Consider the following 24,790-nt stretch of genomic DNA (forward strand, 5'->3'; position numbering starts at 1 on the left):
AGCAGCTGGCCCGCTCGGAGGTGCGGATGGCCGCGGAAACAGCAGACGTGATCGTGGTGGGAGCGGGACTCGCTGGCCTGGTCGCCGCCGCTGAGCTGGCCGACGCCGGCAAAGAGGTCCTGCTCGTCGAGCAGGAGTCGTCCCTAGGCGGGCAGGCGTTCTGGTCTTTCGGCGGCCTGTTCCTCGTCGGCAGCCCCGAGCAGCGACGACTCGGCGTGCGCGACTCAGTGGACCTCGCCTGGGACGACTGGCAGGCTTTTGCCGGATTCGACCGGCCTGAGGACAACTGGCCGAGGCAGTGGGCACGCGCGTATGTCGAGTTCGCGGCCGGGGAAAAACGCGCTTGGCTGAAAGAGCATGGGCTGCGTTTCTTCCCGATCGTCGGCTGGGCCGAGCGCGCCGGAAACTCAGTACCCCGGTTTCATGTCACCTGGGGCACCGGGCCGGCGGTTGTCGAACCGTTCGTGCGACGTGTGCGCGAGGCCGCCGAACGCGGCCGGATCAACCTGCGATTTCGGCACAGAGTCGACGAACTCGTCACGACAGACCATTCGGTCACGGGGGTTCGAGGCGTCCTGCTCGAGCCCAGCACGGCACCCTGTGGCCAAAGCAGTTCGCGCACCCCGGTCGGCGAGTTCGAACTGTCGGCGCAAGCAGTGCTGGTGGCCGCGGGCGGCATCGGCGGCAACCACGACCTCGTCCGCGCGAACTGGCCCTCCCGTCTCGGCGATCCGCCCGCCACGATCCTGTCCGGAGTGCCCGCGCACGTCGACGGCCGCATGCTGGGAATCAGCGAGGCCGCCGGCGCGAACCTCGTCAACCGCGACCGGATGTGGCACTACGTCGAAGGCGTGACCAACTGGAGTCCTGTCTGGCCTGCGCACGGCGTCCGGATCCTGCCGGGTCCGTCGTCGCTCTGGCTGGACGCCAAAGGGCGCAGGCTGCCCGCGCCGCTCTACCCCGGCTTCGACACGCTCGCCACCCTGGAGCACCTGCGCCGCACGGGCTACGACTACTCCTGGTTCGTGCTCGACGGGAAGATCATCGAGCGCGAATTCTCGCTGTCAGGCTCCGAGCAGAACCCCGACCTGACCAACAAGGACGTGAAGCTGACCCTGCGGCGCGCCTTGCCCGGGCCTCCAGGACCCGTGGCGGAGTTCATGCGCCACGGCGAGGACTTCGTCGTGGCCGACAATCTCGACGACCTGGTGGCGGGCATGAACCGCGTCACCGGGTCGGCACTGCTGTCAGCCGCGGACATCCGGACCGAGATCGTCGCGCGCGACCAGCAGATCGACTCCAGGTACGGGCGCGACCCCCAGATCACCGCGATCCGAAACGCCCGCCGGTACCTGGGAGACAGGCTGATCCGGGTCGCCGCACCGCACCGCTTCGCCGGTCGCGGGTCTGGGCCGTTCATCGCGGTCCGGCTGAGCATCGTCAGCCGGAAGACACTCGGCGGTCTCGAAACCGATCTGCGGTGCCGTGTCCTGCGGCCCGGCGGTACGGCCCTGCCCGGCCTGTACGCCGCGGGCGAGGCGACCGGATTCGGCGGCGGCGGCATGCACGGCTATCGGTCGCTGGAAGGAACGTTCCTAGGCGGATGCCTGTTCACCGGTCGCCAGGCCGGCCGGGCGATCGCCAGTGTGCTCTAGCGGACTCGGCTGACCCGCTTCTCCAGCTCCGGGACGATCTCGGCCGGGCTCGGCGCCGACAGCACGTCCTTCCGCAGGTCTCCAGCGCACCTGCCGAACGAGGGCTCGGCCAGCAGCCGGTCCATGCAGGCAGCGAGACCGTCGGCTGTGAGTTCTTCGGGCGGCGCGGCGAGCCCGGCGCCCTGGTTCTCAATCAGAGTGGCGAGATCAGCTTCCTGCCACGTCCGGCTGGGAATGATCAGCTGTGGCACCCCGTGAAGGAGTGCGTTGTTCGTGGTGCCGGACCCCCCGTGGTGGATCAACGCGGCGCAACTGGGCAGCACGTCGTTGAGCGGCACGTAGTCTACGATCCGCACGTTGCCGGGAAGGCCCGGCAGCGGGCCGAGTTGATCAACGCTGAGGGTCGCGACGAGTTCGACCTCGCGGGAGGCAAGCGCGGTCAGGATGTCAGCGGTCGCGACGCCGCTGTCGCCGATGACTTCCCGCCCGGACAACCCCAGCGTAAAACAGATACGCGGGCGTTCTGGCGCGCGCCTGAGCCAGTCCGGGATCGCCACAGAGCCGTTGTACGCGACGGGCCGCATCCGCAGATAGTCCACCTCCAGCGGAAACCTCATCCACTCCGGAAACACATCGATTGTCCACTGGCCGGTGAACACATCCTCGCTGAACTCGCAGTCGTAACGGGAGAGCTTCGCCGACATCCACTCAGCCATCGGATCCTCTTGCCACTCGGAAGGCTGTTCCGGGAGCAAGCGCAGGAAGTCGTGTCTCATCCGGGTGATGTAGTCGAGTGCGAACGACATGCGAGCGTGAGCCGCTCCGCAGGCTTTCGCGGCGACTGGTCCCGCGAAACTCAGCCCGTCCCACACCACGAGGTCCGGACGCCAGTAGCGGGCGTACCGCACCAGGTCATCGGTCATCGCGAAATTCCCGAAATACTCGTACTGCGCCCGGGCAACGGTGAACTCTCCCAGCGCATGTTCCCAGGTCACCTTCTCCGGGTACTCGGCTGCCATCCCGCGGGACAGGCTCTGGAACTGCCCGCTCTTGAACTTCGCGCTGCCCGCTTGGTCAATCGCCTGTGCCAGGTTGAGCGGCTCGCCGACCGCGACCGCCGGGAGCCCGGCGCCGACGATGTCCGGCACCAGGTCGGGATGGCTGGCTATGTGGACCTCGTGTCCCGCGGCCCGCAGCCCCCAGGCCAGGGGCACCATGTTGTACAGGTGAGCTTTGACGGCCAGAACCACAAAGAGCACACGCACAGGTTTCTCCGTTCCCGATGGTTCGGTTTCACGTCAGTACAACAGGGAAACTCGCAAATCCGCGCATGACGACCGCCCGGTTCCTGCGCACTGCGTCCCCCGCCGCCCGCAAACCCGGAAAGCGTTCGGTCAGCATTCCCACCGCGACGCTCGCCTGGAGCCGTGCCAGCGGCGCGACGAATGTTGCGTGCAGGCCGCCGGCGAGCGAAAGGTGCTCCTGGCTCCGGGCGAGCGAGAAACGGTCCGGCTCCCGGTACACGTCAGGGTCCCGGTTCGCCGCGCCGATGAGGACGACGACCTGGTCTCCTGCCTCGACTCGCCGGCCGGCAAGATCGACGTCCTCGCCTGCGATGCGGCTCTCGACCGCGATCGGCGGCCGCATCCGCAACGCTTCTTCCACAGCGGTGCCCACGGCAGCAGAGCCGTTGCGGAGCAGCGCATGCTCGTCAGGGTGATCGAGCAGGCATCGGACCGTCTCGCAGATCATCGTCGCGGCGACCTCGACCCCGAGGACGGCTGTGAGCATCGTAGCCGCTTCAAAGTTGTCCACTGCGGACAGAAGTTGCCGAAGCCCGTTGATCGATGCCACGAGCCGCCGCGTGGCATCGAGCGTCGGCGGGCAAAGCATGGCGTCCAGAACCGGTGCCGCGTCTGCGCAGAATTCGGTGAGCTGTGCCTGGCCGGACTCCGGCAGACCCGTGAGGACACGCAGGGTTCCGCTCGTTACCGGCCGGGCGAAATCGGTTATCAGGTCGAACCCGCCGTCGAGCCCGGCGAGCACCTCCCCGGTCACCCGCTCCACTGTGGCCCGGTGCTTGTTGACCGCGCCTTCGCCGAATGCAGGCGCCGCACGCGAACGCAGCCGATCGTGTTCATCATGACCGAGTCCGAGAAAGGCGTTGTCGAACCGGAAAACGTGCTGCAGCGGAAGAGGCGAGCCGAGCACGTAGATCCGGTCCTCATCGCAGGGCTCCGGACAGCCGCTCCCGAAACGGCGATCGCCGAGAACCGCACGTCCGACAACGTGGTCCCCTGTCACCCAAGCGCCGGTCAGGCTCTGCCACAACGAACCGCGCTCGCGCACGGCGGAGAACAGCGCTGCGGGGTCGCCCGGCCGGCCGCGCAGCAATACCGCGTACGGGTCGCCGGCGGCGCCACGTGCCCATTGAACACTGCGGACATTGACCAAGTGCTGAATCAGGTCGCTGCCGGAACGGGAGTTCGGTTCAATCTGATGAGTGGGCATGGCCTCGTCTCTGCTCCTGCCTGGGATTCAGTCACACGACACGGACTTCGGGAACGTATAAAATCCACTTACCTCCGGAATCATGAAATCCCTTCTCCTTGCTCATGATTTCTTCGGCATGATTCCACGCGAACAGCAGCGCGTAGTCCGGGTACGGCTCGGCGAATGCGGACGGAGGGCGCACGGGGACGCGGGAGCCGGGCATCAGAAGGCCCTGCTTGGCGGGGGTGGAATCGCAGGTGTAGGCCACCAGGTCGCTGGTGATCTCGCAGTAGCTCGTCACGGTCGCGCTCTTGGCGGTCGCGCCGTACCCGACGACAGTCTTCCCTTCGTCGCGCAGCCGGTGCAGCAATGCCATCAAGTCGGCGCGGATCTTCCGTACTCGCGCCGCGAACGCGCGGAAGGTCTCCAGATCGGCAAGCCCGGCCGCGGCCTCCCGCTCGAGGAACGCCGCGACCGAGGGGGCTAGCCGGCGCTTGCCGGGCCTGGCGACGACGTAGCGAAGCGTGCCGCCGTGCACCGGCAGGTGCGTCACGTCGACAAGTTCGAAGCCGAATCTGCAAGCCATAGCCTGCACGGACCTGACCGAGAACAAGTAAAAGTGCTCGTCGTAGACCTGGTCGAACGCGCTGTTGCCGATGATGTCGGCCAGGTACCGCTCTTCGAAGACGAAGACGCCGTTCTCGGCGAGCAGCTTGTCGATCCCACAGAAGATCGAGTCGAGGTATGTGATGTGACTGAACGTGTTGGCAGCGAAGATCACGTCGGCGGGACCGTCCTCGGCCAGAATGGCGGCGCCAAGGGCTTCGTCGAAGAAGTCCACTCTCACCCGTACGCCGACCTTTTCTGCCACAGCTGCCGCCGCACCCGTCGGGTCGACGCCCAGATGCCGGATGCCGGATTCGCCGACAGTCCTCAGCATCACGCCGTCATTGCTGCCGATCTCCACTATGAACGGGTCTTCGGCGGTGAGTTCCGTCGCGATCAGCTGCCGGGCGACCCCCTCGAAATGCCTCGACATAAAAGCCGACTCAGACGAACGGTAGGGATACTCCTGGTGAAACATCTTCTCTCGCGGAACCTCGTCGCGCTGCTGCACCATCGCGCAAGTCCCGCAGATTCCGACGACGAGATGGAACGTGAATGTTTCACCTGCTTGATGAGGAGGCAGGAACGCATCCGATATCGGCTGACGGCCGAAATCGAGAAACTCGGCGACCACGCCGCCGCAAATCCGACAGTCGTACATTTCCGTTGTCCTTCCTTGAAAAGCAATCAGCCAGGCAGCATGGACGGGCAGGGCGCGGCACGATTCCGGCGGCGGGCGGGCGAGCGGGCAAAGGGCTCCTGAGCGTTGCGGCAGTCCGGTGTCTCACCAGCCGAATCAGGCCCGCCAGCGTGCCCCAACAGCAACCTGGCGGGGTTCAGGCGAAGGACTCGCCGCCTGCGATGGACTACGACCGCACCTCGCACCGGTATGCCATGTGCCCTCGTCTCGTAAGCAGACGCCAGCGGTGACGGCTCGGCCAGGCACCGGCCGGAAGACGCCCGCGGGCTTTCCAGCCCGGAGACGAAGGACCGGCCGACGCGGCGGATCGAGTGCCCGCGCCCGCTGAAGCAACCGGCCGTCCAGCTCGGCTGGGGCGGCCCACGACTGTACGCGGTCGATTGCGCATAGCGGGCAAACCGGAATGCCGGCCTGCTCGCAATGTCACGCAGCTATCTGCGCACGCGGGTTGCCCGCCCTGCCCCGCGGACCTGTGGTGACGCGGTTTCCGCGCGATACGGTCCGGCGGCAGGCCGGGCAGCCGGCCTGCCGTGACACGAAGGGCTCGTCGAAGTACGCGGCGATCTCGCTGACCGAAGCGACTCGCAGGGGATCCGCGTTCGTCCACGGGCTGCCTTTGACCCGAACACGAAGACTCCGAGCGTCGCGGGCTCACTGACTCCACGTTCTCTGTCCCTTCCAAGCCGTTTCACACGGCGCGGAGCGCCACCACACAGTTCTGTCCGCCGAAGCCGAAGGCGTTGGCCACCGAGGCGCGAACCGCAGTGACACGAGGCTTGCCTCGAACATGTTCCAGCTCGCATTCGAGGTCCGGCGTGTCGAGGTTGATCGTCGGAGGGATGACGCCGTCCCGCATTGCCAGCGCGCACACGAGCACTGACAACGCCCCGGCAGCAGCGATCATGTGTCCCACCATCGACTTGGGCGAGCTGACCGGAACCGAGCCCGCGGCCGGGCCGAGAACCTCTCGGAGGACGCGAGCCTCGATCCGGTCGTTGGCCAAGGTGGAAGTCCCGTGCGCGCACACGTACCCGAGGTCTGCTGGTTCGAGTTCGCTTCGGCGCAGGCACCGGCGAAGCGCCTCCGCGGCGTACCTCCCGGAAGGCTCGGGCGCGCAGACATGGAACGCGTCGCTGGTCAACGCGCCACCCGCGATTTCCGCATACGGCACGGCACCACGCGCGGCAGCATGACATTCGCTCTCAACGACGAAGACCACTGCTCCTTCGCCGTAAACGAATCCGTCGCGGTCACGATCGAAGGGGCGGCTCGCCGCCTCCGGCTCGTCGTTACGCCGGGAAAGCGCGCCCATCGTAGACAGTCCGGCGAACATGACCTCGCTGATCGCTGCGTCCGTGCCGCCTGCGAGAACGATGTCGGCCTCGCCTTCCCGGATGAGGCGGCCTGCCTCGAGCACCGCGTGGTTGCCGCTGGCACAAGCCAGCGAACCAGCGATGACCGGGCCGTGCACGCCCAGGTCGATCGCCACTTCGCAGGCGGGCATGTTCGGGATCATGCCCGGCACGAACATAGGGCTCACCGCCCGCGCGCCGCGTGCGCCGAGCAGCCGGACGTTCTGCTCTGCCGGCACGATTCCGGCGACCGCGGTGTTGATCGCCACACCGACCCGGTCAGCGTTCCCTTCGCCGATCTCCAACCGGGCGTCGGCGACCGCCTCCCTGGCAGCGGCGACCGCGAGTTGCGAGAACCGCGCACTGCGCCGGGAAACCTTGTGCCGCAAAAGCGAGCCCGGGTCGAAACCTGATATCTCGCCCGCGATCCGGACCGGCGAGTCCGCGGCGTCGAACAATGTGACCGGGCCGATTCCGGACCGGCCCTCCAGCAGGGCGCGCCAGGTGGTCCGGACGTCCCGCCCGACCGGGGTGAGCGCGCCCATCCCGGTGATCACTGTCCGTTTCACCACGTCTCCTTTCCGGAGCCGAAGGGCGCCAGCCGGTCCGCGGCGTGCTCGGCGAACAACAGGGACTGCGACCCGTTGAGCCGCGGATCGCAGAGCGACTCATAGCGCCTCTCCAGTCCTTCGCCGTCCGCCGGGCCTGACCGGCCCAAGCACTCCGTGACGTCCTGCCCGGTGACCTCCAGATGCACTCCGCCCGGCCACTGGCCTTCGGCGCCCACCGCTTCGACGAAGCCGTCCAGTTCCGCGAGGATGTCCGCCCAATGCCGCGTCTTCCGTCCGCTCACGGTCTTCCGGGTGTTGCCGTGCATGGGATCGCACACCCAGATCACCGGGTGGCCCGCTCGGCGCACCGCGCGCACCAGCGGCGAGAGCCGGCGGCGTACCTCGCTGGAACCCATCCGGCAGATGAAGGTCAACCGGCCAGGACGCGCGTCCGGGTCGAGTCGGTCACACAGGTCTTCCACCTCGGCCGGCTCCGCGCTGGGCCCGAGCTTGACGGCGACTGGATTGGCGATCCTGGTCAGCAGTGCGACATGCGCACCCTCCGGTTGCCGGGTGCGGTCACCGATCCACGGCAGGTGCGTCGACAGGAGAACCTGCTCCCCGGTAGCCGGGTCGACGCGGACCAAGGGCCGCTCGTAATCCAGGACAAGCGCCTCGTGGCTGATCCACAGCCCACGATGGGCCCACCCGCCGCCGGCTGCCCGGAACGTCCTGCCGAACATCTTCGGCGTCGCGCGGCTCAGCTGCGCCAGCCGGTCTAGCTCGGCCAGAATCATCGCCGCTGTGCGATATCCGGTGAGCAGGCGCGCCGGATCCGCGGCTCGCGCCGCCGGATCGGGTTCCGGGGAGTTGACCAGCAGACCGCGGAACACCGGCAGCTCGCGACCGTTCACGATCTCGGTCGGTCGCGACCGGGGCTTGGCGAACTGACCGCCGATCCGGCCGAGAGTGATCACCGGCAGGCCGACCTTGGTACTGATCGTCGTGGCCATCCGCGCGAGGAGCCGGTACTTCTCCCCCGCCGCCCGAACGGCTTCTCTCCCGAACGGCTCGGCGCAGTCGCCCGCATGCAAGATGAACCCCTGCCGCGCCTGTACCCCTCGCAGTGCCTCAGCGAGACGGCCGACCTGCGTCGGCGTGGTCAACGCGGGCAAGCGCGCGAGCGACAAGCGGGCACTGGCCGCCTCCTTGGGGTCCGGCCACGCCGGTTGTTGCGCGGCGAGCCGTCCCGCCGCGGTGCCCGCCATTGTTTCGATCATCGTGTCGTGCTCCTCGTCACACCGGGGACAGGGCGGCCGGCGGGCGGAATCCGGCCAGCTCGTATGCGGCGCGCAGACCGTCCTCGATGGCGCTGGCGGCGTCGGACGTGCCTGTGCCGCGCGCGCCGCCGACGATCCGATGGGGTATCGCACAGCTGTCCAGCACCGGTGCCAGCGAGTTCTCGGGTTCCTGACCAGCAGCGAGGACGATCGAATCCGCCGCGATCAGGCGGGAAGGAAGCGCACCGCCCGACACGCGCACGCCGCCGGGATCGATCCGCTCGCACTCGACGTCCGCGATCAAGGCGACACCCGCTCGCCGGATCGTGTCCAGCAACGCCCACCGGGTAGTGGGACCGAGCCGTGCGCCGAACTTCGGTCCCCGGGTCAGCAGGCTCACCTCGGGTCCGGAACAAGGCAGAGCCGGCAGCGCGGCACGCAAGCCGTGATCAGCGAGAAACCTGTCGTGACCGTCGCCCGAGCCGGGACGGGCGGTCAGCAAGTGTGCGAGGTCGAGGGCTATCCCGCCTCCCCCGATCACGGCGATCCGCTCACCGGCCACACCGGACAGGAATGCTTCGGGATAGTCGAGGACGCGCGGATGCCCGGAGTTTCGCACCGGGTTCCGCCGCGGCCGGGATCCGGTGGCGAGGACAACCCCGTCGAAGACGCCGAGAGCGGCCACGGCACGTGGTTCGACGCGGACGCCCAGCCTCACCTGGACGCCCAGCCTGGCCAGCTCGGCTTTGAAGTAGTCGACAGTGCTGCCGTAATCGGCTTTGCCCGGCACCAGCCGGGCCAGCCTGAACTGGCCGCCCAGTTCCCCGGCGGCTTCGAACAACATCACGTCGTGCCCGAACGAGGCGAGGGCAAGTGCCGCTTCGCATCCGGCGGGGCCGCCGCCGACGACGGCGAACCGGCGCGCGACTGTGACGGTCTTGTCCGGGAGCCCGTCGAACTCCGCCTCGCGTGCGGCCCTGGGATTCACCAAGCACGACACCCGGCGGCCTCGCAGTGACCTGTCGATACACATCTGATTGCAGGCGATGCAGACGTTGACCGAATTCGCCTTGCCCGCTTCGGCCTTGCGCATCAGGTGCGGATCCGCGAGGAATGCGCGCGCCATCGAGACAAAGTCCACCCTGCCGGTGCGCAGGATCCGGTCCGCGAGCTCGACCCGGTTGATCCGGTTGCTCGCGATCACCGGCACGTCCCCCAGAGCCGCTTTGAGCCGCACGGCGCAGCGTACCCAGACTCCCGCGGGGACGACCGACTGCACTGTCGGCACCCTGGACTCGTGCCAGCCGACCGAGACGTTCAATGCGTCCGCGCCCGCCGCGACAAACCTGCGGGCATAGTCGACTGTGTCCGGCCAAGTGCTGGAGCCGGCCATCAGATCGTCAGCCGAAAACCGGAATACGATCGGAAAACCTGGGCCAAGAACACGTCGGACCGCCCGGACGACCTCGACCCCGAACCGGCCACGCCGATAGCTGTCGCCTCCCCAGCGGTCAGTCCGGTGGTTGGTCAGCGGGGACGTGAACTGGTTGAGCAGATAGCCTTCCGCGCCCATGATCTCGACCGCGTTGAAACCAACGGCCCGCGCGTGCTTCGCGGCAGCCGCGAAATCGTCGATGGCGGACCAGATCTCGGCTTCGGTCAGTTCTCGGGGAGGCGCCGCGGAGAACCGGCTCGGCACCGCGGACGGAGCGACGGCATTTTCGCCGTAGCGGTTCGGCGACGCGTACCGCCCCGCGTGGAAGAGCTGCAGCGCGATCGCTCCGCCGGCCCGCCCGACCGCAGTCGTGACAGCGTCGAGCGCATGCAGCCCAGCGTCCGTACCGATCAATCCGTAGTCTGGACCGCCAAGCCCTGCCGGGTTGACCGCCCATCCCCCGGTGACCATCAGACCGGCGCCGCCGCGGGCCCGCTCGGCATAGAAGGCGGCGAGCGCAGTGCCGTCGTCGTCGGCCTCTAGGCCGAGGTGCATGGAACCCATGATGATTCGGTTCGGCAGCTCCAGATCACCGATCCGCCCGCGACGGAAAACCGCGTTCAGCATGCGGTGTCCGCAGCGTCCGCAGCGGACGTGAGCGCGAGCGGCGGCCGCGCATCCGAGTAGAACGGCGGTGCCGTCACGCTGAGGCCTCCGTCCACTACAAGGCTCTGCCCAGTGATGTACTCCGACTGTGGCGACAGCAAGAACGCAACAGCGTCGGCGACCTCGTGCGCTGTCCCCGCCCGTGCCTTCGGTACCTTCGCCAGCACGTCGGCCAGCGGAGGCATCCCGGGAACCCGGTAGAAGAAGTCCGCTGATTCGGTGTCGATGATGCCGCCGTTCACCGCGTTCACATTGATTTTCCGGTGCGCGAATTCGACAGCCATGTACCGGACCCAAGTCTCCAGCGCGGCCTTCGCCGCACCTAGCGCGGCGTAGGTCGGATAAGCCCGGATGCTGCCGTAGCTGCTCAGTGCGACGATCCGCCCGCCGGCCGGCATGAGCTGCACCGCACGCTGTGCGCCGAGCACGAAAGCCCGGACGTTCATCGCGTGTGTCCGGTCCACGTGGTGGGGCTTCAGATCCTCGATCTTCTTGAACGCGCTCGCGGCCGCGTTCGACACGAAATAGTCGAGCTGCCCGTATTCTCGCGCGACCCGGTCGAAGAGCCGGTCGATGTGCTCCGGATCCTCGACATCGGCCTGGACAGCGATGCCCTTGCCGCCCAGGCGTTCCACCTCGCGCAGTGTTTTCGCCGCACGCGCTTCGTCGCGTTTGTAGTTGACGACGACAACGCCGGCTTCGGAGGCCAACGTCCATGCCACTGCTTGCCCGATCCCCCGGGAACTTCCGGTGATCAATGCGACCTTGCCTGCGAATCTGTTCATGCCTGCCGTCCTCCTTCCAGTGTCGCGCGTGCGATCACCGTCTTCTGGATCTCGTTGGTGCCTTCTTCGAACCGTTGGGCGCGGGCGTCACGGTAAACACGTTCGATGGGGCTCGATTGCCAGTAGCCGAGGCCGCCGTGGACCTGCAACGAGCGGTCGCTCACCCGGGTCAGAGCGTCGACCGCGTTGAGTTTGGCCATTGACGAGAGAACCGGCGCGTCCGCGTCGCCGGCCTGCCATCGCCGCCCTGCGTGCAGAACGAGCTGGCGGGCAGCCTCGATGTCAGTGGCGTTCTCGGCAAGCATGAACCGGATGGCCTGCCTGTCGGCGAGCTTCCTGCCGAAGGTCTTCCGCTCGCGGGCATAACCGACGGCGAGCTCGTGTGCACGCCGTGCCAGTCCGACACAGCTCATCGCGACGGAGATGCGGCTCGGGACCAGGAATCCGCCCAGCGCGACGTCGAGCCCACGTCCTTCCTCGCCGATCCGGTTCGAGACCGGCACCCGTGCCCGGTCGAACACGAGCTGCGCGTGGTCGGTCCCCCGTACCCCCATGGTCGGCGCCATCTCGGTCACGAGCACACCGGGCGTGTCCCGCGCGACCAAGAGGGCCACGGTGCCCGTCTTTCCTTTCGTGCCGGCGATCCTGGCGAAAACAAGCCAGTAGTCGCAGCTCACGCCGAAGGTGATCAGATGCTTTTCGCCGGTCAGCAGATAGTGCTCCCCCTCTCGGGCCACCACCGAACGCAAATCCGCCCCAGTCCCCGCAGCGGGTTCGGTCAGCGCGAAAGAAAGCCGGAGATCCCCGCGCACTGCCGGAACGACGAACCGCTCCCGCTGTTCGGGAGTGGCGACTTGATCGACAGCACGCCAGATCCCGTTGGCGACGTGCACGAGCATGCGGATCGACCCGTGCGATCGCGAGAAGATCTCGAGGAGCCGCAGATACCTCTGGAACGGGACGCCCCGTCCGCCGAGTTCGACCGGTGCGGCCAGGCCCAGATACCCCCGCGTGCGCAGTTCCCCGTACAGGTCGGCAGGCACTTCGCCGGACCGTTCGATGCGCTCGGCGTAGCTCTCGCCAAGGCCGGTCACGAACTCTTCTATCTCAGCCTCGAGCGCGAGGAAAGCCAGCTCTTGCAAAGGCGCGTCGCTCACAGAACGGCCTCCTTTCCGGTGCGGAGGATCGCCTTGATCCGTGCCCGCAGCTCTGCCTTCTGGACCTTGCCGACGGCGTTGCGAGGAAGTGCGTCAAGGAGCTCCAGCCGTTCGGGCCAGTAGTTGACCGTCAGCCCGCGGGCGGCAAGGAACGTCTGCATCGCCGCGAAGCCGAACTCGGCGTCTGGTCGCGGAGCCACGAACGCACAGCCACGCTCGCCTAGCCGGTCGTCCGGCATAGCCACCACTGCGGCCTCCGCGACCGCGGGGTGTTCGTGCAGCAGCTGTTCGACCTCGGCGACCGGTACTTTCTCGCCGCCGCGGTTGATGATGTCCTTGGCGCGGCCGGTGAGCCGAAGGTGCCCGTCGTCGTCGAGCACCGCGAGATCGCCGGTGCGGTACCAGCCGTCGGCGGTGAACGCGGCCTCCGTCAGGTCAGGCCGCTCGAAGTAGCCTTCGAACATGGTTTCGCTGCGCACTTCGAGGTTCCCCTCGCAGCCGGGCCCGAGCCTGGCACTCTCGTCGTCGACAATGCGCAGCTCCACCTTCTCCAGCGCTTTGCCGTCAGTCCCCCACTGTTTGTGCGGGGGGTCGCCCGCCCCAAATGAGGTGCCAAGGCATGTCTCGGTGGTGCCGAAGGCGCCGCCCACCGCGGTGTGCCACAGCTCGTGGGCCTCTACGGCCAGTTTTCTCGGGACCGCCGCTCCGGTGGCCACGAACGTTCGCGGCCCAGTCCGCCGGACCCGCCGCGACTCGGCGACGAGGTCAGACAGAAACGGCGTCGCCGCCTGCACGAAGGTCACCCCGCGCCGCTCGATGGCATCGGCCGCCGAACCGGCGTCCCACTCAGCCTGCAACACTTGCGGCACGCCCAACGTCACTGCCAGCCACATGCCGTAAAGAAACCCCGTCTGATGCGCCATCGGGGAAGGCACATACACCACGTCGTCCGGACCTAAGCCGAGCCTGCGAATCTGGGCCTCGGCAGCGAGGTCCAGCGACCGGTGCCGATGCAGCACTCCCTTCGGCTCGCCAGTCGTGCCGGAGGTGAACAACAATTGCGCGCTGAGCTCTCCTGAGGCAGCGACCGGGACATCGCGAACCGGCGCCTGCAGAAGATCGCCCAAGCAGTGCCAAGCCTGCGCGGCGCCGTCCTCAGGCGCATCGCCGACTTCCCCCGCAACGATCACGTGCTCCAGAGGAACCGTATCGGGCAGCTCGCGGATTTCGGCGCGGTAGTCCCTGCCACGAAACCGGTCCGGGATGAACAGAACCTTCGCACGCGCCTGTCGCAGGGTCAGCTCCTGCTCCCGCCGCCGGAAGATCGGCATGAGGGGGACGCAGATCCCGCCGACGCGCAACGTGGCCAGCGTGACCGCCACGAACTCGCTCGTGTTCGGCAATTGATAGGCTACCCGGTCGCCGACGCCCACCCCCGCCGACCGAAGAAACGCGGCGATCCGCCGGGCCTGGCTGTCGAGCTCCGCCCAGTCCGTCCGGCGGTCCGTGGCCCCTTGCACCTCGAAAATCGCCGGTCCGTGCGGATTCCGAGCGGCCAGCTCGGCCACTCGCCCCACGATGGTCGCCCCTCGGACGGGAGCGCTCGGCTTAGCCGGCTCCGCGGAGGGAGGACCGAGTGAAATCGGCATGCCGATGCCGCTGAGATCTGTCACAAAGCCTGGGTAGGAAAGGCGATGCGCCTCGGCGTTCTTGATCGAGCTCCTGCCCCGAGCACGGCTGGCGGCCACCGCGAGCGCCATCACGATCCGGTGGTCGTTGAACGAAGACAGCTCGGCACCGTACAGCCGGCCGGCGCCGCGCACCGTGAGCCGATCACCGTCCAGCCCCAGCCTGGCCCCCATCTTGTTCAGTTGGGTCATGGCCGCGACACGATCGGACTCCTTGAGCCGCGCGTGCGCGACGTTCGCCAGCGTCGAAGTCCCGGAAGCGAAAGTCGCGAGCGCCGCCAGGACCGGCACCATGTCGGGGATGTCCCGGCAGTCCAGGGTGAATGGATCCAATGGACTCCCGTCGTGCTGGACCCGGATGCCGCCGGCTCCGTGATCCAGCCGCATGTCCAATCCCATGAGCTCCAGTGCGGAGAGGAAATCCGACTCTGGATGGTCGATTTCGGCCGGGTCGACAGAATGCAGTCCCCGGAACAGCACCGACGACTCGTGCAGCGCCGCGGCGCCGAGCCCGAACGCCGCTGAGCCGAGGTCAGGCGGCAGCTCGACCTCCGCGGGCCGTGCCGATTGCCCGGGTTCGATCTCGAACCGGCGCGCATCCGCGGATGCGTGCACTGTCAACCCGAACTCAGCCATCAGCGCGATAGTCAGATCGACGTAAGGCTTCTCGTTCAGCACTCCTTCGACCTCGACCACCGTCGTGGAGGTCGCGAAGGGAGCCAACAGCAGCAATCCCGACACCCATTGGGACAACGTGCCAGCGATCCGGATCCTGCCACCCGTGGGCCGACCGGGATAGACGGTGATGGGAAGCAATCCTCCGGCGGAGTCGAACCGGACACCCATCGAGTGCAGCGCGCTCAGCAGCGGCCGGATCGGGCGACGCCGGAAGTACTTCTGGCCGATGAACGTCACCGGGCGGTCGGCGAGCGAGGCCAGACCGAGCATGAAGTACAGCGTGGTGCCGGAACTTCCGACCGACACCCGCGTCCGGCGGACGCGATACGCCCCTCCGGTGACCTCGACCCCGTCCGCGGTGGGCGCGACGCGTGTGCCGAGCGCACCCAGCACCGCCCGGGTAAACGCGGTGTGACGGGCGTTGCTGAGCCCAGTCACGCGACTGACGCCGTCGGCAAGCGAGGCAAGTACAAGTGCGCGATGCTCGTGGTATTTCGAGCCGGGAACCCAAATGTCACCAGACAGCGGACGAGGCGGAGAAGAGACGAACAGCCGCATTGCACCTGACCCCCTGATCGAGGTTTCTTCAACCACCGGCGTATTTGCGAACGATTTCTTCTGAGCACCAGCTGGAAATGCCCGCGAACACCGTCCACCATGCCCATCGCCCTCCTCTTTGTCAACACGAATAAATATGCACGCGATGCAACCGCATCGTAAGGACGATGCGAGCGCCGCGTCAGTCGGCACCCTAAACTCGCCAGCGCCGCGGCCAGGCCGATCTGATAGCATTTCCCAATGCACCCAATACGATTCGCCGCGCAAGTCAGGAATGCGAAGTCCGGAAGCGAGTGGCGTAACATTGCACGCCGCGCGGAACGACTTGGTTATTCCAGCATCCTCATACCGGATCATCTAAATGATCACTTTCCGCCACTCGTTGGCATGACGCTCGCCGCCGAGGCGACAACCTCGCTCAAAGTCGGCACGCTTGTGTGCAACAACGACTTTCGCGAGCCGACAATGCTCGCAAAGGAGATCGCCGCACTGAATTCGGCCAGCGGCGATCGAATCGAGTTCGGCCTCGGCGCCGGGTGGCAGCAGGAAGAATACGACCGCCTTGGCATCAAGTTCGACCGGCCCGGTGTACGCATCGAGCGGCTCACCGAAAGTGTGCAGCTCATGAAGGAACTATGGACGACCGGTCAGGTCCGAATGAACGGAAAGCACTATACGGTCGAAGCCAGCGTGGGCATACCCGCGACAAACGAGTTCCGGTGCCCGTCGCTGACGATCGGCGGCGGCGGGCGAAAGGTGCTGTCCCTGGCAGCCGAAAAAGCGGACATCGTCGGTTTCAACGCCAGCATGCGGTCAGGCACGCGGGACAATGAAACCGCGAGGTCGATCACTGCGGAATCGTTCGAACAACGGGTCGCCTGGGTCAGGGACGCGGCAGGCGACCGGTTGGCGAAGCTGGAGTTCCAGTGCCTTCTGGCAGTGTGTCAAATCGTGCCCGACCGGCAGGAAATGATCGAGACCCTGACCCGGCACACGCCCCTCAATGCCGAGGAGATCGCAACCTCTCCCGCGTTGCTGTTCGGCTCGGCCGAAGAGATCTGCGCACAGCTTGAGCAATGGAGGGATCAGTTCGGTTTCACCTATTGGGTCGTGCCAGCCGCGTCGATGGAGTCCTTCGCTCCTGTCGTCGAGCACATGACGGGACGATGACGGCGTCCGGCGCGCCGGCCGTTACCCAGCAGAGCTCGCTCTCCTGAACTCGCGCTCGACCGATTCCAGTGCCAGCACTGCCTTGCCAGTGCCGTCCTCCGCCCGCACCGCCTCGCCCATCTGCTCGGCCCTGGCCCGCATAGCCGGATCCGCCAGTGCCCTGCGGATGGAGGCGGCCAGGTCGTCTGCGGTCAAGTGTTCGGCGCGCAGGGGTGCCGGTGCGACACCGATCTCGTGCAACCGAGTACCCCACATCAACTGCTCGTTGCTCACTGGGCAACTCACCTGCGGCACGCCTTCCCGAAGCGCCTCATTGCTCGTGCCGAGGCCAGCCGCGTGCACCACCAGGCATGTCTTCGGGAACAGCCACCGATAAGGAACCTCGTCGACCACGAAAGCACGTGTGCCGCCGTCCGTCACTTCCAGGCTTCCGCTGGCGCGAACGACCACTGCCCGGACATCGGCCAGCCGGATCGCGTCGACGACGATCTGCCCAGCCGCAACCGGGTCCATCCCCCTCACCGACCCCAGGCTCACGCACACCGGAGGCTCTCCCCCGGCCACAAACCGCGCGAGGTCCTCGCTGATGGCGACACCGGGCGTTGCCTGCGTAAACCAGAAACCGGTTGTGACCACCGATTCCGGCCAGTCCGGGGCAGGCGGCAGCACGTTCGCGCTGAAGCCCTGGATCACCGGTGCCGGCCCCCCGTCGGGCCGCCGAAGCCGGTTGTGCCTGCCACGCCGCGGCGGAAGTCCCAGCGTGTCCGCTCGCCACCGGTCGACAGTCTGCCTGCCGGCCAGCTGCTGCGCGGTTGGCGGCACGTGACTGAGCCTCCGGACAAGCGGGGGATACCTCCTGCCTGAAGGAACGAACTTCGCCGGGTAGTGCCACGACGGCAGGTAACTGGGATCGAGCGTGCCCAGCACCGCGGGAACGCCGAGGCGCTCAGCGACGTGGTGGCCCTGTTCGTAGGGCCAGGCCCCGTAAGCCTGAACCACCAGGTCAACGTCTCCCGCCGCGGCGTCGACCAGCTCGCGGAGCATGATCGGCAGACAGCGCCGGAGCTCAGCGGCCAGCCTGCCGTGCACGGTCTTGCGCAGCTTGCGCGCCTCCGGACCCCGCCGGTTCGCCATGCTCATCCAGGTGATGATGTCCGGATCGTTGAGGAACAGATCAATCAAATCCTCGTTACGGGGAAAGAACTCCACGTCGTACTCCCCGGCCAGCGCCTCGAACTTGGCCGGCGCGGCGAGCATCGCATGATGCCCCGCTTTGTTCAGCGCGGCCGCGAGCGCGATATAGGGCTGGATGTCGCCGCGGGAACCGTAGGCGTAGATCAGTGTTTTCATGACAGGCTCCTCGTGCGGCGAATGCTGACGCCCTGCAGGTGCGAGGTCCGCAAGAGCGGGTAGTGCAGTTCTCCGTGCGGCCCTCCGGTCTTGCCGGTGCCGCCGTGCGTGGCGAGCACGGGCGCGAACCCGATGTGCGAGTCGTTGATCTTCAGCAGGCCGCCATTGGTGACCTGCTCCGCGAACGCGGACACCACCGCTTCGCTGCCCGACCACAGCGAGTTCCGCAATCCGTAGTCGTTGCTGTTGACGAACTCGAGCACCGCGTTCAGCAGCTCGGCATCCGCGCTTGGTTCAGGCACGACCACCGGCAGCATCGGGAAGAACGTCTCCTCGGTGACGCAGCGAAAGCGTCGCGCGACAGCGAGTCCGTCGATCCTCAGGACCGTGGGCTCCAGGAAGAGTCCGGTGTCCGAGGGCTGGCTGTGGACGTCCATCCGCCTGCCGCCGCACAGCACATCCGCGCCTGACTGTCGCGCCTCAGCAAGGAAATCGAAATAGCGGTCCTGTTTGAGGACCGGAGAAAGAAGAACCTCGGGATCGTCCGGGTAGCCGGGCTTGATCCCACTCGCACGCGCCACGAGCCGACGCAACACCTCGTCGGCGACGTCCGGGTGAACCACCGCGTATTTGGGCACCATGCAGATCTGGCTCGACCCGTAGAAGCATTCGGCGAGCGCGTCTACTGCGGCGTCGAGATCGGCGTCGCGCCATACCACCACGCCGTCGTTGCCGGACAGCTCGAGCACCGTCTTTTTTCCCTTGGCGAGCCAGTCCTGGCCGATCCGGAGCCCAGCAGCGCTGTCGCCGAAGAACATCAAGTCGTCCGTGAGCGGACTGTTGAGCCACTGCCGCAGGATCCGCTTGGTGTCCCCGCTGACCAGGTTGACCGCGCCCGAAGGAAAACCGTACCGGGCCAGGATCGGAGCGAGAATATCCTGGTAAAGGAACATCACTCCCAACGGCGCGGATCTCGGCGCCTTCACCACCAGCGAGTTCCCTGCCAGCAAGGCCATCACGCCAAGTCCCGAGTTGGACCCGGCCGCGTTCTGCGGCGGATTTACGCAGACGACCCCGTCCGGCTTCCGTGTGAGCAGCACGGTTCGCCCGTCCGCTTCGGATTCCTGGCGAAGCTGACCGAACTGCCAGTCGAGGCTGTCGGCGCTGGTACCGCGCAGCACACCGCTGATCTCCCATTCGGCGAGCCGGCGTGGATGACTCTCAGCCACCAGGATGTCCAGGAACTCGTCCGCGCGAGCCCGGAACGCCCGGTGAAAGTCGTCTGCTGCCTTCCGCCGGATGTCAATGGGGACCGCTGCCATCAGCGGCTTGGCCCGTGCGGCGGCGGCGAGCGCGGCTTCCACGTCCTCGTCGCCGCTGACCGCACACCGGCCGGCAAGCTTCGCCCCGGCATCGGCGACCGACGCGGCGCCCAGCTCCAGCTTCCGCTTCAGCGTGAACGCCGCGACCGGATCGTCGAGAAACGCCGAACCCCGGAGGACATAGGTCCATCCGGTGCCGTCCGTCAGGAGTCCGTCTATGAGTTGACGGTAGCTTCTCACGCCCTGCCCCTGACGTGCGCATCCGTTGCCGCCGCGAATGTTTCGGCGTCGGCGAGCGTGCCCGTGTTGTACCGCCCGTATGCTTCTAGGTCGAGCGTGCCCAGACCGCTCCAGCAGAACACGATCGTTGCCCGCCTCCTGCTCTCGCGGCACTGCCGCGCGATGTCGATCACCGCGCGTATCGCGTGCGCCGTCTCAGGTGCGGGCAGCAGGCCAGTGGCCCGTGCCGCGCTGCGGGCCGCGTCGAAGACCTCCAGCTGCGGGTAAGCCCTGGCGTCCAGAATGCCTTCCGCGCGGAGCAGCCCGATCAGCGGGGCAGCTCCGTGGTAACGCAAACCTCCGGCGTGAATCGGCGGAGGGAGGAATTCGTGGCCGAGCGTGTACGTACGCACCATCGGCCCGGAGCCGCCAGCATCCGGAAAATCGTACCGGTAGCTTCCGCGCGTCAGCGTCGCGCAGGCGTCCGGCTCGGCAGCGACGATCTCCACGTCGAGAGCGCCCCGGAGCTTGTCAGCCACCCAAGGCAGCGCGAACCCGCCCATGTTGGAACCGCAACCGACGGAAGCGACCAGGAAGTCCGGCTCGCGGCCCAGCTCGTCCAGCTGTTCCCTGGCCTCCAGCCCGATCACCGTCTGATGCAGCAGCACGTGGTTGGCGAAGGCGCCCATGGAGAACCGGGCTCCGCGATCGGCGCGGACGACTTCCAGCGCCTCCGACACCGCGGTCCCTTCGCTGCCAGGATGGTCCGGATCCTGGGCGAGCAGCGACCTTCCGAACTCCGTAGCAGGGCCTGGGCTCGGCTCAACCGTGGCACCGTATGTCTCCATCAAATGCCGTCGGTAGGGCTTTTGATAGTAGGACGACCGGGCCATGAAAACATGCACGTCTATCCCGAAGAGCGCACCGGCCAGTGCGAGCGCGCTGCCCCATTGACCGGCGCCGGTGTCGGTCACAAGCCGATCGACCCCCTGGTTCCGCGCGAAGTATGCCTGGGCGATCGCCGAGTTCAGTTTGTGGCTGCCGGAGGGACTTCCGCCTTCGTACTTGAAGTAGATCTCCGCCGGGGTGTCGAGCGCAGCCTCGAGCGCGTGCGCGCGCATCAGCGGAGTCGGTCGCCAGCTTCGGTAAGCCGCACGCACCGCGTCCGGGATCGCGATCCAGCGTTCCGTCGAGCGGTCCTGCGCCACAAGGGAACTCGGGAGCAGACGCTCGAGGTAGGCGACGCTCGCCGGTGCCATCGTATCGGGGTCGAGAAGGTCGTCCGGCGCTCTCGGCAAGTCCGGGATCACGTTGTACCAGCGGTCCGGCAAGCGGTCTCCGGACTGGTCGAAGCGTTCGAGGGCGATCATCGCACCTCCTCTATGCCGGCTCGCTCAGCGCTCGAGCCACTGTCGACTCTCCGGACACCGAGGACGACCCGCAACGTCGCGACGACAGTGCCATCGACGTCGCACACAGAACTCACCGCTCTGGCCCGAGCATGCCCGCGACGCTCAATTTCCGCGATGATCTCGGGGAGTTCGGACTCAAGCCGACCGTTCGCCACAACCCGGCCGCGCGCTGCTTTCGGGTAGTCGATCTCCGCCTTGCGCGCAGCGAAGAAGACCTGACCCATAAACGGCGCGAAAGCACCTACAAATGCGATCGCCGCAGCAAACTCCGCGACCTGGTACAGAGCAGCGCCGTGCATGGTTCCCAGATGGTTTTTCACCTCGTCATTCAGATCTAGTTCCGCGGTCGCCCAGCCGTCGCCGACGCCCGTCAACAAGACACCAACGTGTCGATTGAACGGAACGGCACCGTCGACCAGCTTTCTGACCTGCTCATAGTCTAGATTCAGCGTAGGCTTCACGTACCCACCCTATCCGGCTTAGAAACTGCGATATAAACTGCATCACGAGCTCCGAATAATATTTCAAACACACGCCTACTGAGGCCATATCTGCCTTGGAGTGCTGCTTCCGCCGCCATTGCCTCATCTTCGCAGAGTATCTCGGAGATACCCACCATAAACGGAGCCATTTGCTTTCCTCCGATACTGCACGGAGCGACCCAGACCTCGGGTTCCGATCGGACGCGACGCACTTTACCCGTGTCGCCGGCGGTGCGGAAACACAATCGGCCGCCGACCTCCGCGAACCATACGGGAGTAGCGACCATATCCCCTGCCCTACGCCGAGTCATCACCAAACAGAATCGATATCCATCGAAGCACCCGGTGTCCCAATCGATCAACGTGACATTACGCGCAGCCCGACGTGCATTGCGTTGAATCGATGCGTAACAACGATACTCCAGCTTTCGTCTCCTGGACACGCCGATCACCTCTCCCACAATGACAAATCGTCCGCGGAAGCAGGATCTTCCAGCAATGTGCCGCCGGCTGACCGCAGGTATATCTCCGACATCGACTTTGGCGCGGCAGCTACGACATCGATCAGCTTCTCCGCCTCGGCTCGCCAACCGAAGTCTCGTGCCTGCCGGATCGCATGCCAGAACAAATCGCCGTGGTCAAGCACCCACTCCGCTGGATCGCTGAGGGCGTCGAGAGCGTATCCGTTCGTTCGCGTTGCGGCGGACCCGTATACCGGCACGGTTTTGTCCGTCCACAATGCCATGCAGCGCACTTCGGTTCCTCTTGCGACGAGTGCGTCCACAAGCCGCCGTACCGCAGCCCGCGCAGCCTCCGCCTGCTCAACCGCCGCTAACTCCCGCGAGTACAGCGCGACCAGCGACGGCATCCGATACTGCGGCTCGCCTTCCTCGTCCACGCCGGCAGGCTCCGCCAAGTCCGCTGCCATCAGCCGCCGGACAAGCTCGGCTCCGTTCTGGTTCGCCAGCACACCGAGGCTCCACGCACCGAACCTCCCAGGGGGAAGCAGACCGCTCAGCCGCAACGCAAGCTGGGTGCGGCTATCGACAAGGTGATACCGCGCCGCGAGCCCCGCCCTCACGTCGTTGTCTTCGTTCGCGAGTTCGGACAGGCGAGTCCTCGGGTCGCGCAAGCGGTCGCAGAGCGCCGCGACTGGCTCGTCAGGATTCGAGACCAACCAGGCACGGACGACCTCGAGCGCGCGCGGCAGGCCGTCACACCACCGCACCAGCTGCCGGACAGCGCCTGCTTCCGCAGCCAGACGACTCCTGTCCACGGCCTGTGCGAGGAACTCGACCGAGGTCTCCGCGTCGAAAGGCCTGACCTGAAGCTCCCATCCGCCCTGGGTCTTCGAACCGGCGTCCGCTGGGACGATTACCACGCCGAACCCGGGAACCCGAGGCAACAGCTCGGCGAGTGCGGCCGAATCGACTACTGAATCAGCAACCAACAAGATACGACGCCCTCTGACGAGGCCCCGGAGCATCTCGCCGCGGGCGCGAGGTCCCGCTGGAATCCGGTCCGCTGGCACGCCATCGGCGAGGAGCGCTTCAAGAAGCACCGTCGCCGGATCGCCCGGACGTCCAGACTCGAATCGAAGAAACCAATGCCCGTCGTCGAAATCGTGCCGAACCTGGCGGGCCGCCTCCACGGCAATCCGGCTCTTGCCCACCCCGGGGAGGCCCGCTATTGCGATAATTGACGCCGGGCCACCCGCAGTAAGCCGCCTGGAGAGATCAGCGACTTCCCGGCTACGGCCGACAAGAGCGTCCTCCGGCTCCGGTATCGGCCAGCGTTCCGGGCGGCCGCCGGCTCTCGCCAGGCCATCTTTCACGCCAGAGGAGGCCAGGAACTCCTCGTGCAGTGCGGTCACCGCCGCGCCCGGTTCGATCCCAGCCTTGTCAACCAGATCCCGACGCAAGCTGCGATAAACCGAAAGGGCCTCCGCGCGTCGAGAACAGCGAGCGAGCGCTAACATCAATTGAGCGGCGAATCCCTCGTGCAATGGATACTTGGCCACTAGAGCGTGCAATTCACCGATGACCACCGCACTGGCGCCAGCCGAAATATCGAGGTCGATCCGCCTGCTCAACGCGCCGAGCCGCTGCTCGTCCAGCATCGTCGCGTGCTCCTTGCGCAAGCGTACCGAAGGCACTCCGCCCAGCGCCGGGCCTTTCCACAGGGACAGGGCACGCGCCAACTGCCGTCGCTCCCCCGCAGAGTCGCCCTCGAGCGCGGCCGCGTCGGCAACCGCGAGTGCCTCGGCAAATTCGTGAAGATCGAGCTCTCCCTGAGCGATCTCCATCAGGTAGCCGTTCTCCACAGTGCGTATGGGAAGATGGTCGCCCAACGTCTGGCGCACGCGAGAGATCAAGGTATGCAGCGCGGTTCGGTTGCCGCCGGACGGCCTGCCCCACACGATCTCCGTCAGTTCTTGCACACTCACCCGTTTATTCGCGTTCAGCAGAAGCCCAGCGACCATCGAATTTCCCTTGCCAGTCAACTGGATATCCCGCCGACCCAAGCGGACTTGCAACGGACCCAGCAGGGAAAACCGTCGAAAGAGCCGGTCGGCTGAGCTTGCCGCTCTTTCCGCAGGTTTATCCACAACAACCCTCCCGAACCTTCCCTAGGCGACCACATATATCCCGAAACACCGCACAAAGGCTCTCGATCTCGCCAATGAAATCACTCCGAGCAGTTGCACTCAAACATGCCAGCTCAGCAAAACTCCCGAGCAAATCGAACTTCAGCAGTTTCGGGCCTCCGATCTTCAACGCGGGGTCAGGTTCGGCTTCCGCGCACCTTGTTCATCCGGAACATACGGCGATTGCCATACTCCCGCCGAACTCGCAGACCAAGGGCTTTACGCGTCCCGAATCATCCACGTCATGAACGATCATTCCACCGCCGAAAATTATCCGCCGCCGAAGCCGACCGCCCGGCCAGCAACTCGACGTGCCCGGGGTACGTCCCGCTCAATCGTGGAGAATGCACTGGCGACAACGCCTCCAGCCGGACGGCTCTCTGCTTCTCGCCGCGCAGTCCGTACGTCTCCTGACGAACCGTCTCCCGCACTTTTATTTCGTCAGGTTCCTCGTTGACTAATTTCACAGTTTCCCCAAACAGACTAGGACCGAGCGGTCGAGCAGCTCGCGGATCCCCACCCCAGTTGCCGCGCGACAGTGCGCGGAGAAGTTGGCACACGACGTGAACGCCGATCGAAGGGGC

The 24,790-nt window shown here is 66.4% G+C and carries 17 protein-coding genes; 2 read left to right on the forward strand and 15 right to left on the reverse strand.

The window, feature by feature from the left end:
- The first annotated feature begins 26 nt into the window (after nt 1-26).
- A complete protein-coding gene (locus ACFXI3_RS03120) occupies nt 27-1,655 on the forward strand; it encodes an FAD-binding dehydrogenase (protein WP_378397695.1) in 1,629 nt (542 codons plus the stop codon).
- On the opposite strand, the gene ACFXI3_RS03125 is transcribed toward ACFXI3_RS03120, so the two are convergent.
- The 9 genes from ACFXI3_RS03125 to aroA all read right to left on the reverse strand — a co-directional run bounded on the left by ACFXI3_RS03125 (nt 1,652) and on the right by aroA (nt 15,796).
- Nucleotides 1,652-2,920 carry an activator-dependent family glycosyltransferase gene (locus ACFXI3_RS03125; RefSeq protein ID WP_378397696.1) on the reverse strand — a complete coding sequence of 423 codons (1,269 nt, stop codon included), beginning with the start codon at nt 2,918-2,920 and terminating at the stop codon, nt 1,652-1,654. The genes ACFXI3_RS03120 and ACFXI3_RS03125 overlap by 4 nt on opposite strands.
- A 28-nt stretch (nt 2,921-2,948) precedes the next feature.
- A complete protein-coding gene (locus ACFXI3_RS03130) occupies nt 2,949-4,109 on the reverse strand; it encodes a P450-derived glycosyltransferase activator (protein WP_378397697.1) in 1,161 nt (386 codons plus the stop codon).
- 88 nt (nt 4,110-4,197) lie between these two features.
- The gene (locus tag ACFXI3_RS03135; protein ID WP_378397699.1) at nt 4,198-5,415 is read right to left on the reverse strand and encodes a methyltransferase domain-containing protein; all 1,218 of its coding nucleotides are present in this window, start codon (nt 5,413-5,415) and stop codon (nt 4,198-4,200) included.
- A 727-nt stretch (nt 5,416-6,142) separates the two neighbouring features.
- Nucleotides 6,143-7,375 (reverse strand): beta-ketoacyl-[acyl-carrier-protein] synthase family protein, encoded by a 1,233-nt coding sequence (locus ACFXI3_RS03140; protein ID WP_378397701.1) that lies wholly within the window; start codon nt 7,373-7,375, stop codon nt 6,143-6,145.
- On the reverse strand, nt 7,372-8,637 hold the full coding sequence (locus ACFXI3_RS03145) for a 3-deoxy-7-phosphoheptulonate synthase (protein ID WP_378397702.1): 1,266 nt from the start codon (nt 8,635-8,637) through the stop codon (nt 7,372-7,374). The genes ACFXI3_RS03140 and ACFXI3_RS03145 overlap by 4 nt, the downstream gene beginning before the upstream one ends.
- 16 nt (nt 8,638-8,653) lie before the next feature.
- Complete coding sequence (locus tag ACFXI3_RS03150; RefSeq protein ID WP_378397704.1) at nt 8,654-10,699, reverse strand: FAD-dependent oxidoreductase; 2,046 nt, start codon at nt 10,697-10,699, stop codon at nt 8,654-8,656.
- A complete protein-coding gene (locus ACFXI3_RS03155; protein ID WP_378397706.1) occupies nt 10,693-11,523 on the reverse strand; it encodes an SDR family oxidoreductase in 831 nt (276 codons plus the stop codon). The genes ACFXI3_RS03150 and ACFXI3_RS03155 overlap by 7 nt, the downstream gene beginning before the upstream one ends.
- Nucleotides 11,520-12,680 carry an acyl-CoA dehydrogenase family protein gene (locus tag ACFXI3_RS03160; RefSeq protein WP_378397708.1) on the reverse strand — a complete coding sequence of 387 codons (1,161 nt, stop codon included), beginning with the start codon at nt 12,678-12,680 and terminating at the stop codon, nt 11,520-11,522. Before ACFXI3_RS03160 ends, ACFXI3_RS03155 begins: the two co-directional genes overlap by 4 nt.
- The gene (aroA, locus tag ACFXI3_RS03165) at nt 12,677-15,796 is read right to left on the reverse strand and encodes a 3-phosphoshikimate 1-carboxyvinyltransferase (protein WP_378397709.1); all 3,120 of its coding nucleotides are present in this window, start codon (nt 15,794-15,796) and stop codon (nt 12,677-12,679) included. The genes ACFXI3_RS03160 and aroA overlap by 4 nt, the downstream gene beginning before the upstream one ends.
- 48 nt (nt 15,797-15,844) lie before the next feature.
- Between aroA and ACFXI3_RS03170 the strand changes: the two genes are divergently transcribed.
- Nucleotides 15,845-16,774: a TIGR03621 family F420-dependent LLM class oxidoreductase gene (locus ACFXI3_RS03170; protein WP_378397711.1), complete on the forward strand. Its 930-nt coding sequence runs from the start codon at nt 15,845-15,847 to the stop codon at nt 16,772-16,774.
- A 21-nt stretch (nt 16,775-16,795) separates the two neighbouring features.
- On the opposite strand, the gene ACFXI3_RS03175 is transcribed toward ACFXI3_RS03170, so the two are convergent.
- Genes ACFXI3_RS03175 through ACFXI3_RS03200 form a run of 6 tightly spaced genes read right to left on the reverse strand, consistent with a single transcriptional unit; the run spans nt 16,796 to nt 24,167 of the window.
- Nucleotides 16,796-18,124: a glycosyltransferase gene (locus ACFXI3_RS03175; RefSeq protein WP_378397712.1), complete on the reverse strand. Its 1,329-nt coding sequence runs from the start codon at nt 18,122-18,124 to the stop codon at nt 16,796-16,798.
- Complete coding sequence (locus ACFXI3_RS03180) at nt 18,121-19,686, reverse strand: aldehyde dehydrogenase family protein (protein ID WP_378397713.1); 1,566 nt, start codon at nt 19,684-19,686, stop codon at nt 18,121-18,123. Before ACFXI3_RS03180 ends, ACFXI3_RS03175 begins: the two co-directional genes overlap by 4 nt.
- The gene (locus ACFXI3_RS03185; RefSeq protein WP_378397714.1) at nt 19,683-21,035 is read right to left on the reverse strand and encodes a TrpB-like pyridoxal phosphate-dependent enzyme; all 1,353 of its coding nucleotides are present in this window, start codon (nt 21,033-21,035) and stop codon (nt 19,683-19,685) included. The genes ACFXI3_RS03180 and ACFXI3_RS03185 overlap by 4 nt, the downstream gene beginning before the upstream one ends.
- Nucleotides 21,032-21,538 carry a PaaI family thioesterase gene (locus ACFXI3_RS03190; protein ID WP_378397715.1) on the reverse strand — a complete coding sequence of 169 codons (507 nt, stop codon included), beginning with the start codon at nt 21,536-21,538 and terminating at the stop codon, nt 21,032-21,034. The genes ACFXI3_RS03185 and ACFXI3_RS03190 overlap by 4 nt, the downstream gene beginning before the upstream one ends.
- Nucleotides 21,535-22,020, reverse strand: a complete 486-nt coding sequence (locus ACFXI3_RS03195; RefSeq protein ID WP_378397716.1) for a PPOX class F420-dependent oxidoreductase — start codon at nt 22,018-22,020, stop codon at nt 21,535-21,537. The genes ACFXI3_RS03190 and ACFXI3_RS03195 overlap by 4 nt, the downstream gene beginning before the upstream one ends.
- Nucleotides 22,008-24,167: a BTAD domain-containing putative transcriptional regulator gene (locus ACFXI3_RS03200; protein ID WP_378397717.1), complete on the reverse strand. Its 2,160-nt coding sequence runs from the start codon at nt 24,165-24,167 to the stop codon at nt 22,008-22,010. Before ACFXI3_RS03200 ends, ACFXI3_RS03195 begins: the two co-directional genes overlap by 13 nt.
- Nucleotides 24,168-24,790: the final 623 nt, after the last annotated feature.

It is taken from the genome of Amycolatopsis sp. NPDC059235, assembly GCF_042754125.1.
In the GTDB taxonomy this organism is placed as follows: Bacteria; Actinomycetota; Actinomycetes; order Mycobacteriales; family Pseudonocardiaceae; genus Amycolatopsis; species Amycolatopsis albidoflava.

What these genes read in the sequence shown, in the direction of transcription:
- ACFXI3_RS03145 (WP_378397702.1), bottom strand. Translation starts at nt 8,637, where the DNA reads ATGATCGAAACAATGGCGGGCACCGCGGCGGGACGGCTCGCCGCGCAA.
- ACFXI3_RS03170 (WP_378397711.1), top strand. Translation starts at nt 15,845, where the DNA reads ATGCACCCAATACGATTCGCCGCGCAAGTCAGGAATGCGAAGTCCGGA.
- ACFXI3_RS03155 (WP_378397706.1), bottom strand. Translation starts at nt 11,523, where the DNA reads ATGAACAGATTCGCAGGCAAGGTCGCATTGATCACCGGAAGTTCCCGG.
- ACFXI3_RS03150 (WP_378397704.1), bottom strand. Translation starts at nt 10,699, where the DNA reads ATGCTGAACGCGGTTTTCCGTCGCGGGCGGATCGGTGATCTGGAGCTG.
- ACFXI3_RS03135 (WP_378397699.1), bottom strand. Translation starts at nt 5,415, where the DNA reads ATGTACGACTGTCGGATTTGCGGCGGCGTGGTCGCCGAGTTTCTCGAT.
- ACFXI3_RS03185 (WP_378397714.1), bottom strand. Translation starts at nt 21,035, where the DNA reads ATGATCGCCCTCGAACGCTTCGACCAGTCCGGAGACCGCTTGCCGGAC.
- ACFXI3_RS03175 (WP_378397712.1), bottom strand. Translation starts at nt 18,124, where the DNA reads ATGAAAACACTGATCTACGCCTACGGTTCCCGCGGCGACATCCAGCCC.
- ACFXI3_RS03120 (WP_378397695.1), top strand. Translation starts at nt 27, where the DNA reads ATGGCCGCGGAAACAGCAGACGTGATCGTGGTGGGAGCGGGACTCGCT.